Raw genomic sequence first — 14,004 nt, 5'->3', positions numbered from 1 at the left:
TCGCCGGCTAAAGTCAAGGACCAAATGATGTTCGGCATACTCGCGGCCATGGCGAGCGCAGTGGTGTATGGCGTATTCGGGGGGTTGATGTACTTATTCATTGGGGTGTTTATCGCTAATTTGTATCATCTGTTAAGGATGCGTTCAGCTTCACATCCATCGAAGAAAGGCCGATCAGCCGTACGCCAAAGCCCCAATAAACGTTACGATAGGAGATCCTTATGAGCAAAAACAAAAAGGTTTGGATTCCAGCCCTAGTTGCGATCGCGGCAGCCTTGGTATTGGTGGTTTACTATTATTACACGAAATTTTCACATCCAGGAGGGCAGCCTCATCCTCGTCCTCAGGGCGAGGGTCAAGGAAGACTGCACGAAGGCGCGCAGCGGCCTCCAAGAGGTGAAGACGAAGGCTATGGTGGTTACTTTTCAACGTTAGGCACAATCGCCTTGTATGTTGGGGCAGCTGGTTTCTCTTGGTTCTGGTTTAAGAAGAAGCTGAAGTCGCCATCGCCATTGGTACGCAAAGCCGGTAGGCTGCTGCATGCCGTTCATAAGCTGATGGGGTGGTTTACGCTCCTGTTAGTTGCCGTCCATGGCACGTATTATTTGTTTACGAAGCTCCATGACGACAACATCTTTTCGGGTCTTGCGAGCTTTGCGATATTGCTGACGCTTGTTGGATATGGTTACTTCATCAATAAGGTTCGCAACAAATGGATGCGCGCTGTGCATCGGACACTCGGAATTCTTTGGGTTCCCGTGCTGCTGCTGCATGCCGGCGGTTCCGCCATAATTGCGGTGCTCGCAAGCTTGGCGGTAGGGGGGCTCGTATGGTTCTTCGAACGATCTGCAGGTCCAAATAAGCAGCCAATCACGGGCGACCGGTGACGGGTCGTTAGGCACATCCGCATCATGCCCACATATACTGCTAAAAAACGTTAGGTGGAGACATGGGCATGCATTTTCTTCAATATACCCCGATAAACGGGTATTGGAATGATGATCGTCAAACGATGTCATACAAAACGCTGCAGGAAGCACTAGCTCTCGTCAAACAGTCGGTTCAGGGAGAACGCGAAGATGAATTGTTTTACGATTACTTAATATCCGTTGCCCCTACCAAGGAAGAACAAGCGATCATCGTTTCGATAAGAGACGATGAACGCAAGCATAATCAAATGTTCAGGAAAATTTATTATGATTTGACGGGGCAAACGATCCCGGTGACGCAAGACGCTGCTTTCGAGAAGCCGCAGTCTTTTACCGAAGGCGTAAAAAAGGCGTTTTTCGGAGAGCTAAGCGCCATGGAGCGTTATCGGATTATCCGTGCGGGCATGCCGAACCGTTATTACCGGGATATGGTGTTCGAAATTTTAACGGACGAAATGAAGCATGCCGACAAGTACAATTATATTATGATCCTCGAATCGAAAAGCAGGGAATAGCAAATCCGCGAAACTGATTATCGAAGCAACGGACGTAAAATTGTCCATTGCTTCTTTTTTTGACGAAGGATTGAGCATACTGTAGAAGTACTTGGAATGAAAGCATCTTAGCAGGAGGATAGATTATGATATGCAAAATACGATGTGCGATTGTGGCTATTGTTCTGCTCGTCCTGCTGCCGCAAATGGCAGCCGCTTCGGGCAATCGTGCGGAACAAGCCCCCGTTAGTTCTTCGTTGCTCCAATCGCTTCAGCAGGGAGGATACATCCTATACGTTAGACATGGCGAAGCGAACGAGGGCGAGGATCAGCCTAATCTAACGTTCCGTGATTGTTCGACCCAAAGGAATTTATCCCAAGCGGGGAAGGAAGAAGCCATTGCTTATGGCGAGACCCTTCGGCGGCTGCATATTCCCGTACTTGCTCCCGTTCTGGCCAGTCCATTCTGCCGCACCAGAGAGACGGCAGAGCTGGCATTTGGACAAGAGAAGGTTCAGGTCGATCCATTTTGGATAAGCATCTATCGCTTAAGCGGTGATGTCCCCTTGGAAGAACAGGCGACTACATTATCGGCATTGACTTATTTTCTGGAAAAAATACCTAAAAAAGGAAGTAATCAAGTTATTATTGCACATAGCTTTCCAAAGGGTATTGGCTTAGGCGAAATCTCAAATTTAGGTTCGGTCGTCGTGAAACCTAAAGGAATCGGCAAAGGCTATGAGATCATTGACCGGATATCATTGCAGGAGTTATCCAGCATTCGTTAAAAAAACGCCAATCCGCGCAGCTGGTTGGCATTTTTTTGTATGGTTATTCTTTATCCAACGGTTTATCTAACTTATCTTGATAGAAGTCAAAATAAAGCTTATTATCACTCCCGCGTACGGCATAAAACACGTCCTTTAAATGATGTCCTTTAGCCGAAATGGCCTTTTCCAATGCATGCAGCGTTATATTGGCATCACGGAGATGCTCTTTGATCAACATCCCGTCCATAATGAGCTCAATTGGAAAAGCGGATGGATTTGAAGCGGGCGAATGAAGGTCATGCAGCGTGAGGTTTCGGTATTGTTTTTTCTTAAGCACGGATAGCTTCCCGCTATTTTCCAGCAGTGCATACTCGACTTCCGAAATATTGAATATCTCTTTCTCTCGAAGCATTTCATTCAAGGAGTCCAAGGTGTATTTATTTTTTTTCATGTTTTCTTCGAGCAGCTTGCCGCCTTCGATCAACACGGACGGCGATCCGGATATCCATTTGCGGAGCTTACGGCTTTTCAAGGCGATAATGGATAGCAGCCAAGAGATGCTGGTAAATACGCCCAACGATATTAACAGATGCGCGGAACTAAGAGCATCGTTAAAAGCAAAATTCGCCGAGATCGCACCTAATATGATAGCAGTAACAAAATCATGCGTATTCATGTTAGATAGCGTTTGTTTGCCGATCATTCTCGTAATGATTAGCAATAAGATGAAGGCAGCAATGCTTCTAAAAAAAATAATCCATTGAACCGGCATGGCTATCCTCCAGGTGTTAACGAAATGAAGTAAACATTCCCATTCCCTTAGTATTCCCTATTGGGAAATGCTATTCATTCCTTTTCGAAGTTAAGAGAAATTTAAGGAATGGTTAACCAATTATTCAGATGTTTGACTTATGCTGAATAAGCAGGAAATCGACCATATGGCGTTACGCCGAACATGAAGGAAATTAGTCCCGTGATGAGGTGGGAACGTGGATTTTGATAGGAAGGAATTAGTGAAGCAGTGCCAGGAGATTATCGAACGCATCGGTAATGAAGATTTGAACCATGTACTCCCGGCTTTCATAAAACAGCTCCAAGCTTTGGGGCAGAAGTATAATTTGACTGCTGACGAAGTCTTGAAATTCTACATGGAATACAAATATAAATACAAAGAGAATTAAGGGGTAATTCGATTCGATTCAGGCTGCAGAGGCGTTAGAGGCAAACCATTGCCTCTGACGCTTATTCTGGTTTTGAATGAAACGGTATCATTCTTGCCGGCATTCACACAGGTCTAATATGGTATGCTTAGAATAAACCTAATCATGATGAATGGAAGCATAGGGGGGACATACATATGGAAGGTCTAGGCTATGTCATGATTTGGATCGTGCTTTTGCTCATTCTGCTCGCCGCAGGGTGGAGGCGAAAATGGTCGCCTTTCGCCATTTATGCCACTGGCTGCTTAGTCCTGCTGCTTGAAGAATTACGAAATCATGGCGGTTGGGATGACTTGGCTGCATTCGCTACGCTCATTGTCATTGTCGTGCCGATCTATGTCGTCGGTACAATTGTGTGGCTCGTTGGATGGGTACTGTCCAGAAGGCGAAGACGGTGATAATTAATTGTATTAAATAATAAGTTAATGACATTAATTAATGGAGGTTCACAATGGCAATCGTACAGGTAACAATCGTTCCGCTCGGCACGGGCTCAACTAGCGTGAGCGCCTATGTCGCAGCCGTAGTCGGCGTTCTGGAGCAGGCGAAGGAAGCCATCCATTACGAATTGACGTCGATGAGCACGATAATCGAAGGGGAGCTGGATGATGTGCTAGCCGTAGTCCGGAGGATGCATGAAGTGCCGTTCCAGCAAGGGGCGATGCGCGTGTCGACTTCGATGACAATCGATGACCGCCGGGATGTGAGAGGCTCGATGGAGCAGAAGCTGCGCTCGGTCGAGGAGAAATTGAAGTCGTAATTAATCGCAAGCCAATAGCACGCGGAATATAAACACGTTGACGTCGACGACCGTAACCTTGCAATTCTCGCTTCGGTGGACTCTACGACGTTTTATACTGCATCTGCCGTCAGCTATTCGTTCCTGCGAATTCGTATGGTGTCCGCAGGGAAAACACAAGCCGAGCTGAGTTTATAAATTCGCTTAGCCCATCAATAGTCTGACCACGAAACAAACTGCATGACAATAAAGGAAGCCGCGCACAGCGCGGCTTTTTGGCGTTCTAGCGCCGCGTTTCGTTATACTGCCGCGGTTCGCCGGCGAATCGTACGAACGATTGGCATGCTAGCGTGACAATGACCGGCAGCAAATAATTACCCCCCGCCCTCAAGGAGAGAGCAGGGGGTAATTGTTGTTTAAATGATTCCTTTACGCTTCGCCCACCATACGCCGGCAGCAGCCAGAATGACGATGCCGCCGATGACTCCGATGGTCACGCCTGAATTCGTCTTGTCCGTTCGCTCCATGGCCGCGTGCTGCTTCGTGCCTTCGATGGAATCCGGCTCAGACGGCGTATTCGTTCCTTCGTCAGCGCTGCCATCGGTTCCGGCCCCGGCATGGTAAGGGAACAGCGGCTTGATGGTTTCGTAGATGCGGTTAACCGTCGTCTTGAGCGCCGCTTCGTCAGGCGCTTCCTTGCCGACGCCGAAGAGTCCAGGGTTGCCGATCGCTTTAAGCGCCGCGTCAAAATCGGCAGAGATGGCTTTCGTCTCGGAAGGGGACAGCTTGGCCTCGATATAAGGCGCAAGCGTCTCGTAGGTGGCCCGCGCCTTGGCGAGGAGCAGCTTGGACTTGGAATAGTCCTTCACCGACTGCAGCACATTCTCGAAGCGGCGGTCCAAGTTCATGACAAGCAGTGCCTTATAATCCGCGACTGTGGAATCCACGGACTTGGATTTGAAATCGGCGTCCAGCGTCGCGGCGACGTCTGCGCCGAAATGGGATTCGATTTCCTCGCGTCTTTCCTTATGCGCTTTAAGCGCCTTGTTCCAATCAGGAGACGATTGCTCCAGCGAAGCGATCACCAGCTTGAACGTTTCCGCCACATCCTCCGTATTCGCATTTCCGTAAGAGTAGGCCAATGCGCTGGACGGAGCTATGGTAATGAACAGGACGGCAAGCAGCAGGATCGTTGATAACTTGATTCGGTGCATCGTATGTAGTCACCTTCCGTTCGTAAGAGACAGAGATATATTCTGCCAAATGATAATCATAATCAATCGTTATGTCAAGGGTCGTCTCAGCCTGCCAATGCGTACGTGTTCGCTCTTATTGAAAGGAAATCGCAAATAACATAGTCCTTGGCAGAAGCTTTCCGCAATCAAACAGTAGCCCGCACAGCTCCTTCATGTGATGGTAATGGAAGAAAGGAGGGATCCGCGCAGTTACTAGAGCAAGCTAAAGCAAGCCGGCATCATGCAAGATTAGGCCTGATGTAAGTTCGCAACTATTCGGAACGAAGGAGATGACAATTGATGCTGAAAGGAATGGGAAGGAAGCCGCGCGCTAGAATCGGGAGCATCCTGCTTGCGCTTACGGTTTTATTGCCGATCATTCCGCTACCGTCCGCTTTTGCCGCGACGGAGAGCGTAACCGCATATGGCGCGAACGGCGGCGACACATCGGATGACTTGCAAGGCATTACGAATGCCATTGCGGCTGCCGCAAGCGGAGACACGGTTTATTTTCCGGCGGGTACGTATTACATCACAGGCACGATTAACGCGAAATCGGGCATCAAGCTGATCGGTCAAAGCAAGGATACGACGATCATTAAGTACAGCGGCACGACGGACAACAACATGATTACGCTGAGCAATACGACTGGCGTTGAAGTCGCGCAATTAACGCTCGACGGCAACAACAATACCCATGTCGTATCCGGCATCTGGGGCGAGCCTGGGGGCAGCCATAATATTCATCATAATAACATCAAGGATCTCGTGAAAGCGGACGGTTTCGCGCCTTTCGGGGTGCTCTTATCGGCTACCTCGGATTCAACCATCGCGGATAATACGTTTACGAATATCGGCGTTAATTCCTCATGGGGCGGCGCGATCCGCGCGGGCTGGAACTCGAACAATACGAAGATTCTACGCAATACGATTGCCAATACGGGCCGGGGCGGGATTTTCGCCAACGATACGTGTAACGGCGTCGTCGTGAAGAACAACACGATCACGGGATCGGGTCTGCACGAGCATGGCTTATCGATCGAGCTCCATACGAATTGCAACAATTCTGTGATCGAGGACAATAATGTCGACCACTGGATCAGCGCAGTCCGTTCCGCTTATATCGCAGTCAGACGGAATACGGTGCACACGACCGACGGAACAGTGCAGGGCATGGGGCTCGAGGTCATGGTCGATCACGGCGTCACCACCGACAACCTCGTCGACGGCGGTCAGCAGGTCGGCATGCAGCAATCCCCAGGCACGGGCTATCAATATTGGGGCTACAACACGGTCCAAAACATGGTTATGTGGGGCATGCAGCTGCAAGGTGCAGACACGGGAGAAACGGAACAATATCAATATTTCTACAAAAACACGTTCAAGAACGGACCGATCGGACACCCGGCGGCTGCTTATCCGGGTTATGATGGCAACGCCGTCCGGATACACGGGAACTCGCGGAATCTGACATTCGACAGCAATCAGATTCTCAACAACGGCCGCAAAGCGATCGAAATCACGACCGCTACCGGGACCGACCGTCTCAGCTTCATCAATAATGTCATCACCGGCAACGGTGGTCCGTCGATCGATCAATATCCGTCTTCGGCGGCGGATTTGGAATGGAGCAACAACACGGTCAGCGGGAACGGTACGAACACGCAGCTGGTCAGCCGCGGATTCAGCGATCCGAAGCCGACGGCGAACTTCAGTGCGCCGCTCAGCGTACAGCTCGGGCAGCCGATTACGTTCACCAATACTTCTACAGATAACGGCACGATCGCGGAGAACCTCTGGGATCTCGGCGAAGGGCCTCCGGTCAATACGACGAGCCCGACCTATACGTATCAGAATCCGGGCACTTACCGGGTTACGCTAACCGTATGGGATAACGGCGGCCGTGCGAGCTTGAAGGAACAGACGGTCAACGTGTTCAGCGGCCCGCCGGATACGCAGGCGCCGACGGCTCCGACATTGACCTCACCATCCAAGTCGAATGTTACCGTTGACCTGTCTTGGTCAGGTGCAACCGACAACGTCGGCATTGTTGGTTATGACGTGTACAAGAACGGCGTACTGGCCGGCTCCACGACAGGAGCGGTCACGACGACGTTCACCGTGACGGGCTTGACGCCAAGCACGGCTTACAGCTTCACGGTCAAAGCCAGAGACGCGGCCAATAACGTCTCGCCTGCCAGCAATTCGTTGTCGGTAACGACGGCAGCCGGTGATACGCAGGCGCCGACGGCTCCGACGAACCTCGCGTCGACGGGAAAGACCGACACCAGCGTCAGCTTGTCTTGGTCCGCTTCATCGGACAATATGGGCGTAACGGGCTACAACGTTTACTACGGAACAACGCTCGCCGGTTCGACGTCTGGTCCGAGCGCAACGACCTTCGTGGCAAGCGGGCTTGCGCCTAGCACAGCATATACGTTTACGGTCAAAGCGAAGGATGCTTCGAATAATGTCTCCGCGGCGAGCAATGCCGTGACCGTGACGACCGATCCGCTCGCCAACTGGGTTCTCTGCGCTGGCGAGAACAATACATGCAGCTTCACGGGTACGAAGCAGGTTCGGTTCGGCGCGAACGGCAGTTTCGCGTACGGCACCTTCACGAATTCGGTCATGTGCTCGACGAATACGTTCGGCGATCCTGCGCCGGGCTCGTATAAGTCCTGCGAAGTAAACCTCGCCGGCACCGGAGGCGGCGGAGATACGCAAGCACCTACGGCGCCGACGAATTTGAGTTCGCCGTCGAAGACGAGCACGAGCGTGAATTTGTCGTGGACGGCTTCGACCGACAACATCGGCGTAACCGGATACGATATCTACAACGGCTCGACGCTTGCGGGTACGGTGACGTCCGGCACGGCGTTTACGGTATCCGGACTGACGGCGAACACGGCTTACTCGTTCACGGTTAAAGCGAAGGACGCGGCAGGCAACGTATCCTTGGCAAGCAACGCATTAAGCGTGACCACGAACACGTCTTCTGACACGCAAGCACCGACGGTGCCAAGCAGCTTGACCTCGCCGTCGAAGACGAGCACAAGTGTCAACCTGTCGTGGACGGCATCAACCGACAATATCGGTGTAGCCGGTTATGATATTTATAACGGCTCCACGCTCGTGGGGTCCACAACCTCCGCAACGACATTTACTGTATCGGGGCTCTCCGCAAGCACGGCGTATTCCTTCACGGTCAAGGCGAAGGATGCGGCAGGCAACGTATCCGCGGCCAGTAATTCGGTTAGCGTGACGACCGATGCCGCGTCGACGGCGAACTGGGTATTCTGCGCAGGAGAGAACAATACGTGCAGCTTCACTGGGACGAAGGAAGTCCGTTATGGCGCGAGCGGCAGCTACAATTACGGCACGTACACCAATTCCGTCTTCTGCGGCAACAGTACGTTCGGCGATCCGATATCGGGCACGTACAAAACCTGCGAGGTCAACATGGGCGGCAGCGGCGGAGGCGGCGATACGCAAGCACCGACAGCACCGACAGGGCTGACTTCGCCATCGAAGACAGCAACAAGCGTCAGCTTGTCCTGGACCGCATCGACGGACAACGTGGGCGTGACGGGCTATGAGGTCTACAACGGTTCTTCACTTGCCGGCACGACCTCCGGCACCACGTTCACGGTCAGCGGCTTGACCGCGAGCACTGCGTATGCGTTCACGGTCAAAGCCAAGGACGCGGCGAACAACGTATCCGCGGCCAGCAGCGTGCTTAATGTGACGACGAGTGCATCAAGCGGAGGCGGCAGCGGCAGCGTTCTCCAAGAATACTGGACGGGAGTATCCGGCACTTCAGTAAGCACGATTCCGACAGGCACTGCGCCAAGCGGTACGGCGACATTGACCAGCTTGGAGGAGCCGACGAACTGGGCGGATAATTACGGTACGCGGATTCGCGGCTACATTACGCCGGCGGTTTCGGGCACATACACGTTCTATATCTCAGGCGACGATGAGTGCCAATTATTCCTCAGCACGAACAATAGCCCGTCGAATAAGTCGATGATTGCGAACGTGTACGAGTACACGGGCGTCAGAGAGTGGAACAAATACACGACGCAGCAATCTGCTGCCATTACGCTGACCGCTGGTCAACCGTACTATTTTGAAGTGCTGCACAAAGAAGGCGGAGGCGGCGACAACCTCGCGGTCGGCTGGACCGGACCGGGCATTTCGTCCATTACCGTCATTGGCAGCGCCTACTTGTCGGCCTACTGATCGTGACATGCGGAAGACACCTGCACCGGTTATCCGGTTCAGGTGTCTTCTTTAACATGTACATGTTTGGGCTATTTTCGCTCATATCGATCACATTAACGTGTGTACGCCCAAAGCCGACCGTTAATATCGATCTCATTTCGCGGGGTTCGCGCGAGTCAATTGATTTCTTCAATATCGCCGGTGTTGGTGATAAGCGATGCCACCTTGATATCTCGTTCCAGCTTCGGATAATAGCAGGTGATGTTAACGGAGTCGATGCTCGTGACCAGCGGGAAATTCAACGTCTTCGCCGCGTTGGGTCCATACACGAGGATCGGAATGTATACAATGATGATATAGAGAACCGACATCGGGATCATGGTAAGCAGAATCGGCTTGGTGGGCAGCTGCATGACGGGCGGCAGCATGCCAAGAAGGATGAACGGTGAAATGGAATAAAGCGATTTGATCAGTTGGCGGACATTCAAGAATTTCATGCTCTGGTAGTATGGACATATTATCCAAGGTTATGTATGGGTGCGATTGTCATCTCAGGTTTGGTTCATTAGATCATACGCACGGCGAAAACCGCAGCTTTGCGGTTTTTTTTCGTGTGTGGCAGGGCGTGTGTAAACTCGGGGGTAGCCAATTGCGTATAGTGTAAGGTGCATTTCGTATTGCATGTAACATCGTTAGAGCACTTGGATGTCGAAAGTGCCGCATACGAAGCCTGAATTGTCAAGTCTTGGATTGAAATGCGGAGCAAACTCGTATAAAATAATATATGAATAGTTGCTCATATATTAATATGTAATGGAGTGATTGCTGTGAATTTACCTCTGTACGCGGAAGATGATAAGGACTGCTGCGATGTAACGATTATTCACGACGATGTTGTAGCCCACGCTAGCCGTGCGCAGCTAAGCGAAGAGCAAGTGATGAAAATGGCTAATTTCTACCAAGCCCTCAGCGATCCTACGCGTCTGCGAATCGTGCATACGTTAATTCAAGCAGAAATGTGTGTCTGCGATTTGGCTGCCGTGCTGGAGATGACGCAGTCCTCCACCTCTCATCAGCTGCGATACTTGAAGAATCTCGCGTTAATCAAACGCCGGAAAGTGGGGCGCATGGTTTATTACAGCATCGATGATGAGCATGTGCTGATGCTGTTTGAAACCGGCCTAGCGCACATCTCGCATAAATAAGGAGGAGCAGCCATGCACGGCAACCGGCAAGACAAGGGGCATTCGGACAGCCGAAGCCACGAACATAATCATAGCCATAACCACAATCACCATGGACATGATCACGGCCACGATCACAGTGGCGTCTTCCATACGCACGCGCCGATTAACAAAATGAAAACGGCTTTCTTCCTGAGCTTCATTATTCTCATCGCTGAAACGGTGGGCGGAATCATCTCGCACAGCTTGGCGCTGCTATCCGATGCAGGTCATGTGCTGACCGATATTGCGGCCATTGGACTCTCTTGGTATGCGATGAAGCAAGCGCAGAGATCGCCTTCGGAAACGTATACGTACGGGTACCATCGGTCCGGCATATTGGCGGCCTTCGTTAACGCGGCTTCCTTAATCGTAATCGCTCTGCTTATCCTTTGGCAGGCCGTCCTTCGGTTCCAGCATCCCGAGCCGGTCGGAAGTACCTGGATGTTCGTCAGCGCAGGTATCGGGCTTGTCATGAATCTGTACCTTGGGCTTGGTCTGAGCAAAGAAGACAATGTCAATGTGAAGAGCGCCGTCATGCATATGCTCGGCGATGCAGCCGCTTCTGCAGGCGTCATCGTTGCGGGCATCATCATTTATTTCACCGATTGGCATGTGGTCGATCCGATTCTGAGCGTATTGATCGCCCTGCTGATTGCCTTCGGCTCGATCGGAATCTTGAAGCAGACGATCAACATTCTCATGGAGGCTGCTCCCAAAGAAGGGCTAGTGCAGCAAGCGGCGGAAGCGATTCGTTCCGTGAATGGCGTCTGCGGCGTCCATCATCTGCATGTGTGGAGCCTGACCAGCGGCAAGAACGCACTGTCCTGCCACGTAATTCTCGACGGCGGTACGACCATCTCGGATAGCCAGCCGATTCTGCGGGAGATCGAGCACAAGCTGCTACATTTGTCGATCGGTCATGCGACCATTCAGATAGAAGACGACCAGAATCGGCATGGCAATTCGGTGCTATGCAAGGATACGGATGAGCATCACGCACACTAATCGCTGTTGTCCATACGAGAAGGCTGTTCCGAGGCGGGAATGCATATGCATGCTTCCGCGGAGCGGCCTTTTTGCTGCGAATGCCATTTTTTCGAATCGATACGGATACAACTCGGAATACATACAACCGGATTGCGTGAAAACTTACGTTAACGTAAGCTTGATTTTTTGCTATGATGGGAGCAGGATGTACTGCGGGGAGGAGGCCGGGAATCGAATGACGGAGCCGGCGATCTATACGGTGGAGGAAGTAACCGAGAAGCTGGGCATCACGGCGCGCACGCTCCATTACTATGAAGAAATTGGGCTGCTGCCCGATGTTTCGAGGACGGAAGGCAGGCATCGCCTCTACGATGAGAGCATGTTTCTTCGTATTCAGCATATTTTGAAGCTCAAACTGGTGTTAGGGGCATCGCTGCAAGAGATAAGGTCTATTCTGCAGGCGGAGGAAGAGCTGGACGCGATCAAGGCTTCCTATTATGATGACGCTCGTACGGGTGAGGAGCGCGAACGGCTGCTGGATGAGGCGACAGATCGGCTCCAGGCCATCATCGCCCACATTGACGAGAAGCTGGCGAAGCTGCAAACGCTGCGGCAAGGGTTCGGCGAACGCTTGGAACGAGCCAACCGTTTGAAGCACCGCGGCACTTAGGTTTCATTTTTCTCAGGAAGAAGGAGAGACCGGAATGAAGGATGTTAAGAAATGGATGATTTTGTCCGTTACGAGCCTTGGCTCATTGTTATCTGCGCTCAATTTCAGCACGTTGATTATTGCGCTGCCTGATTTATTGAAAGGTTTGCATGCTACGCTGCTTCAAACGATGTGGGTCATGCTCTCGTACATGGTCGCGCAGACCGTCATGGTGCTGATGGCCGGCTCGCTGGCTGACCGCTTCGGACGCAAACGCATCTACCTCGCTGGCATGCTGCTGTTTACGATCGTTTCGCTGGTCTCCGGCTTTGCCGAGCATGCGCCGCTGCTCATCGTATTGCGTATTCTCCAGGGCATCGGCGGCGCGATGGTCATGGCCAACAGCACCGCGATTGTCGCGGACGCCTTCCCGAAGGAAGAGCTCGGCCGCGCGCTTGGCATTAATATTATGGTGGTCGCGGTTGGTCAGATTATCGGGCCGGTTCTCGGCGGCTGGCTGACGACGGCTTTCGGCTGGGAATGGACCTTCTGGTTCAATGTGCCGTTCGGCGTGATCGGCGTCGTATGGGGCTTATGGGCGATGGGGACGAAGGAGGACAAATTATCTGCGCCGAGAGCAGGCGGGTTGGATCGCGGCGGGGCGATTGCTTATATGCTGTCGATCACCGGCCTGCTGATCGCGCTTACTTGGGGACCGATTCAAAGCTGGAATTCACCTGTCGTTTATCTATCCGGTCTCGTCTTCGTTGTGATGTTTCCGATCTTTCTTGTCATCGAACGACGCCATCCCAATGCGCTGCTGCATCTTCCGTTGTTTGCGAACCGAATTTTCTCCTTCGGCATCATCTCGGCGACGCTAAATGCCATTGCACGTATGGCGGTGATGTTCATGCTCATCTTCTACTTCCAAGGGGCGATGGAGAAGGATGCGCTCGAGGCGGGCATTATGACGATTCCGCTAGCAGCGGGCATGCTCGTATTCTCGCCGCTTGCCGGCGTCCTTGGCGACAAATACGGCGAAACGACGCCTGCAACGATCGGCTTGTTCCTCAGCATTTTCGGTCTGGCCGGGCTTGCGCTCGATACGGGACTTACTACACCATTCTGGCATTTAGCCATATATATGACCATTATCAGCATCGGATCCGGTTTGTTTAACTCCCCGAACTCCAGCAGTATCATGAACGCGGCTGGACCCAAATACCGGGGAGAGGCTTCCGGCATCCGCTCGCTTACGACCAATATGGGCATGATGCTCAGCATCGCCTTCTCGATGCCGATCGTAACGCACAGCATTCCGCATGAAGCCATGCTTGCCATTTTCTCGGGTACCCAAGTCGGCATGAACGGGGATACTTCGTCGCTCGGCGGTTTCGTGACCGGTCTGCATGCGGTATTCTGGTTCATGGCGGCGCTGATGGCGCTCGCAGCCATACTGTCTTACTTGCGTTCGAATAAACGGACGCCGGCATCCGGAGCTTCTGTTCCACTCAAATAAATGCTTTTT

Annotated in this window: 13 protein-coding genes and 1 pseudogene; 10 read left to right on the top strand and 4 right to left on the bottom strand. The window is 52.0% G+C overall.

What is annotated here, in order from left to right:
- Positions 1-221 precede the first annotated feature (221 nt).
- From KXU80_RS05995 to KXU80_RS05985, 3 genes are all read left to right on the top strand, one after another.
- Positions 222-887 (top strand): hypothetical protein, encoded by a 666-nt coding sequence (locus KXU80_RS05995; protein ID WP_219837337.1) that lies wholly within the window; start codon positions 222-224, stop codon positions 885-887.
- Positions 888-955: 68 nt separating this feature from the next.
- The gene (locus KXU80_RS05990) at positions 956-1,444 is read left to right on the top strand and encodes a ferritin-like domain-containing protein (RefSeq protein ID WP_258171285.1); all 489 of its coding nucleotides are present in this window, start codon (positions 956-958) and stop codon (positions 1,442-1,444) included.
- Positions 1,445-1,569: 125 nt separating this feature from the next.
- Positions 1,570-2,211 (top strand): histidine phosphatase family protein, encoded by a 642-nt coding sequence (locus KXU80_RS05985; RefSeq protein ID WP_219837336.1) that lies wholly within the window; start codon positions 1,570-1,572, stop codon positions 2,209-2,211.
- Between the two features lie 43 nt (positions 2,212-2,254).
- Here KXU80_RS05985 and KXU80_RS28275 read toward each other — a convergent pair whose 3' ends face one another.
- Positions 2,255-2,680: a DUF421 domain-containing protein gene (locus KXU80_RS28275; RefSeq protein ID WP_308858198.1), complete on the bottom strand. Its 426-nt coding sequence runs from the start codon at positions 2,678-2,680 to the stop codon at positions 2,255-2,257.
- 111 nt (positions 2,681-2,791) lie between these two features.
- Positions 2,792-2,896 (bottom strand): annotated as a pseudogene (locus KXU80_RS28395) (hypothetical protein); the annotation flags it as partial.
- Between the two features lie 654 nt (positions 2,897-3,550).
- Here KXU80_RS28395 and KXU80_RS05975 point away from each other — a divergent pair.
- Together KXU80_RS05975 and KXU80_RS05970 are read left to right on the top strand one after the other, a co-directional pair.
- On the top strand, positions 3,551-3,811 hold the full coding sequence (locus KXU80_RS05975) for a hypothetical protein (protein ID WP_219837334.1): 261 nt from the start codon (positions 3,551-3,553) through the stop codon (positions 3,809-3,811).
- Positions 3,812-3,864: 53 nt separating this feature from the next.
- Positions 3,865-4,173: an MTH1187 family thiamine-binding protein gene (locus tag KXU80_RS05970; protein ID WP_219837333.1), complete on the top strand. Its 309-nt coding sequence runs from the start codon at positions 3,865-3,867 to the stop codon at positions 4,171-4,173.
- A 395-nt stretch (positions 4,174-4,568) separates the two neighbouring features.
- Here KXU80_RS05970 and KXU80_RS05965 read toward each other — a convergent pair whose 3' ends face one another.
- On the bottom strand, positions 4,569-5,366 hold the full coding sequence (locus KXU80_RS05965; RefSeq protein WP_219837332.1) for a hypothetical protein: 798 nt from the start codon (positions 5,364-5,366) through the stop codon (positions 4,569-4,571).
- A gap of 321 nt (positions 5,367-5,687) precedes the next feature.
- Here KXU80_RS05965 and KXU80_RS27905 point away from each other — a divergent pair, with 321 nt between their 5' ends.
- Positions 5,688-9,632 carry a fibronectin type III domain-containing protein gene (locus KXU80_RS27905; protein ID WP_258171283.1) on the top strand — a complete coding sequence of 1,315 codons (3,945 nt, stop codon included), beginning with the start codon at positions 5,688-5,690 and terminating at the stop codon, positions 9,630-9,632.
- A 158-nt stretch (positions 9,633-9,790) separates the two neighbouring features.
- Here KXU80_RS27905 and KXU80_RS05940 read toward each other — a convergent pair whose 3' ends face one another.
- Positions 9,791-10,102, bottom strand: coding sequence for a hypothetical protein (locus tag KXU80_RS05940; RefSeq protein WP_219837331.1), 312 nt, complete (start codon positions 10,100-10,102; stop codon positions 9,791-9,793).
- Between the two features lie 339 nt (positions 10,103-10,441).
- On the opposite strand from KXU80_RS05940, the gene KXU80_RS05935 reads away from it, so the two are divergent.
- The 4 genes from KXU80_RS05935 (at position 10,442) to KXU80_RS05920 (ending at position 13,995) form a co-directional block, all read left to right on the top strand.
- Positions 10,442-10,819, top strand: a complete 378-nt coding sequence (locus KXU80_RS05935) for an ArsR/SmtB family transcription factor (protein WP_308858196.1) — start codon at positions 10,442-10,444, stop codon at positions 10,817-10,819.
- 12 nt (positions 10,820-10,831) lie between these two features.
- Positions 10,832-11,845: a cation diffusion facilitator family transporter gene (locus tag KXU80_RS05930; protein ID WP_258171282.1), complete on the top strand. Its 1,014-nt coding sequence runs from the start codon at positions 10,832-10,834 to the stop codon at positions 11,843-11,845.
- Positions 11,846-12,062: 217 nt separating this feature from the next.
- The gene (locus tag KXU80_RS05925) at positions 12,063-12,497 is read left to right on the top strand and encodes a MerR family transcriptional regulator (protein WP_219837330.1); all 435 of its coding nucleotides are present in this window, start codon (positions 12,063-12,065) and stop codon (positions 12,495-12,497) included.
- Positions 12,498-12,531: 34 nt separating this feature from the next.
- The gene (locus tag KXU80_RS05920) at positions 12,532-13,995 is read left to right on the top strand and encodes an MFS transporter (protein WP_219837329.1); all 1,464 of its coding nucleotides are present in this window, start codon (positions 12,532-12,534) and stop codon (positions 13,993-13,995) included.
- Positions 13,996-14,004 lie beyond the last annotated feature (9 nt).

The organism is Paenibacillus sp. R14(2021), from assembly GCF_019431355.1.
Taxonomy (GTDB): Bacteria; Bacillota; Bacilli; order Paenibacillales; family Paenibacillaceae; genus Paenibacillus_Z.
Note: the sequence above shows the minus strand (reverse complement) of the source record. Positions and strands in the feature narration are given on the sequence as shown.

What these genes read in the sequence shown, in the direction of transcription:
- KXU80_RS05995 (WP_219837337.1), top strand. Translation starts at nt 222, where the DNA reads ATGAGCAAAAACAAAAAGGTTTGGATTCCAGCCCTAGTTGCGATCGCG.
- KXU80_RS05990 (WP_258171285.1), top strand. Translation starts at nt 956, where the DNA reads ATGCATTTTCTTCAATATACCCCGATAAACGGGTATTGGAATGATGAT.
- KXU80_RS05985 (WP_219837336.1), top strand. Translation starts at nt 1,570, where the DNA reads ATGATATGCAAAATACGATGTGCGATTGTGGCTATTGTTCTGCTCGTC.
- KXU80_RS05975 (WP_219837334.1), top strand. Translation starts at nt 3,551, where the DNA reads ATGGAAGGTCTAGGCTATGTCATGATTTGGATCGTGCTTTTGCTCATT.
- KXU80_RS05970 (WP_219837333.1), top strand. Translation starts at nt 3,865, where the DNA reads ATGGCAATCGTACAGGTAACAATCGTTCCGCTCGGCACGGGCTCAACT.
- KXU80_RS05965 (WP_219837332.1), bottom strand. Translation starts at nt 5,366, where the DNA reads ATGCACCGAATCAAGTTATCAACGATCCTGCTGCTTGCCGTCCTGTTC.
- KXU80_RS27905 (WP_258171283.1), top strand. Translation starts at nt 5,688, where the DNA reads ATGCTGAAAGGAATGGGAAGGAAGCCGCGCGCTAGAATCGGGAGCATC.
- KXU80_RS05930 (WP_258171282.1), top strand. Translation starts at nt 10,832, where the DNA reads ATGCACGGCAACCGGCAAGACAAGGGGCATTCGGACAGCCGAAGCCAC.
- KXU80_RS05925 (WP_219837330.1), top strand. Translation starts at nt 12,063, where the DNA reads ATGACGGAGCCGGCGATCTATACGGTGGAGGAAGTAACCGAGAAGCTG.
- KXU80_RS05920 (WP_219837329.1), top strand. Translation starts at nt 12,532, where the DNA reads ATGAAGGATGTTAAGAAATGGATGATTTTGTCCGTTACGAGCCTTGGC.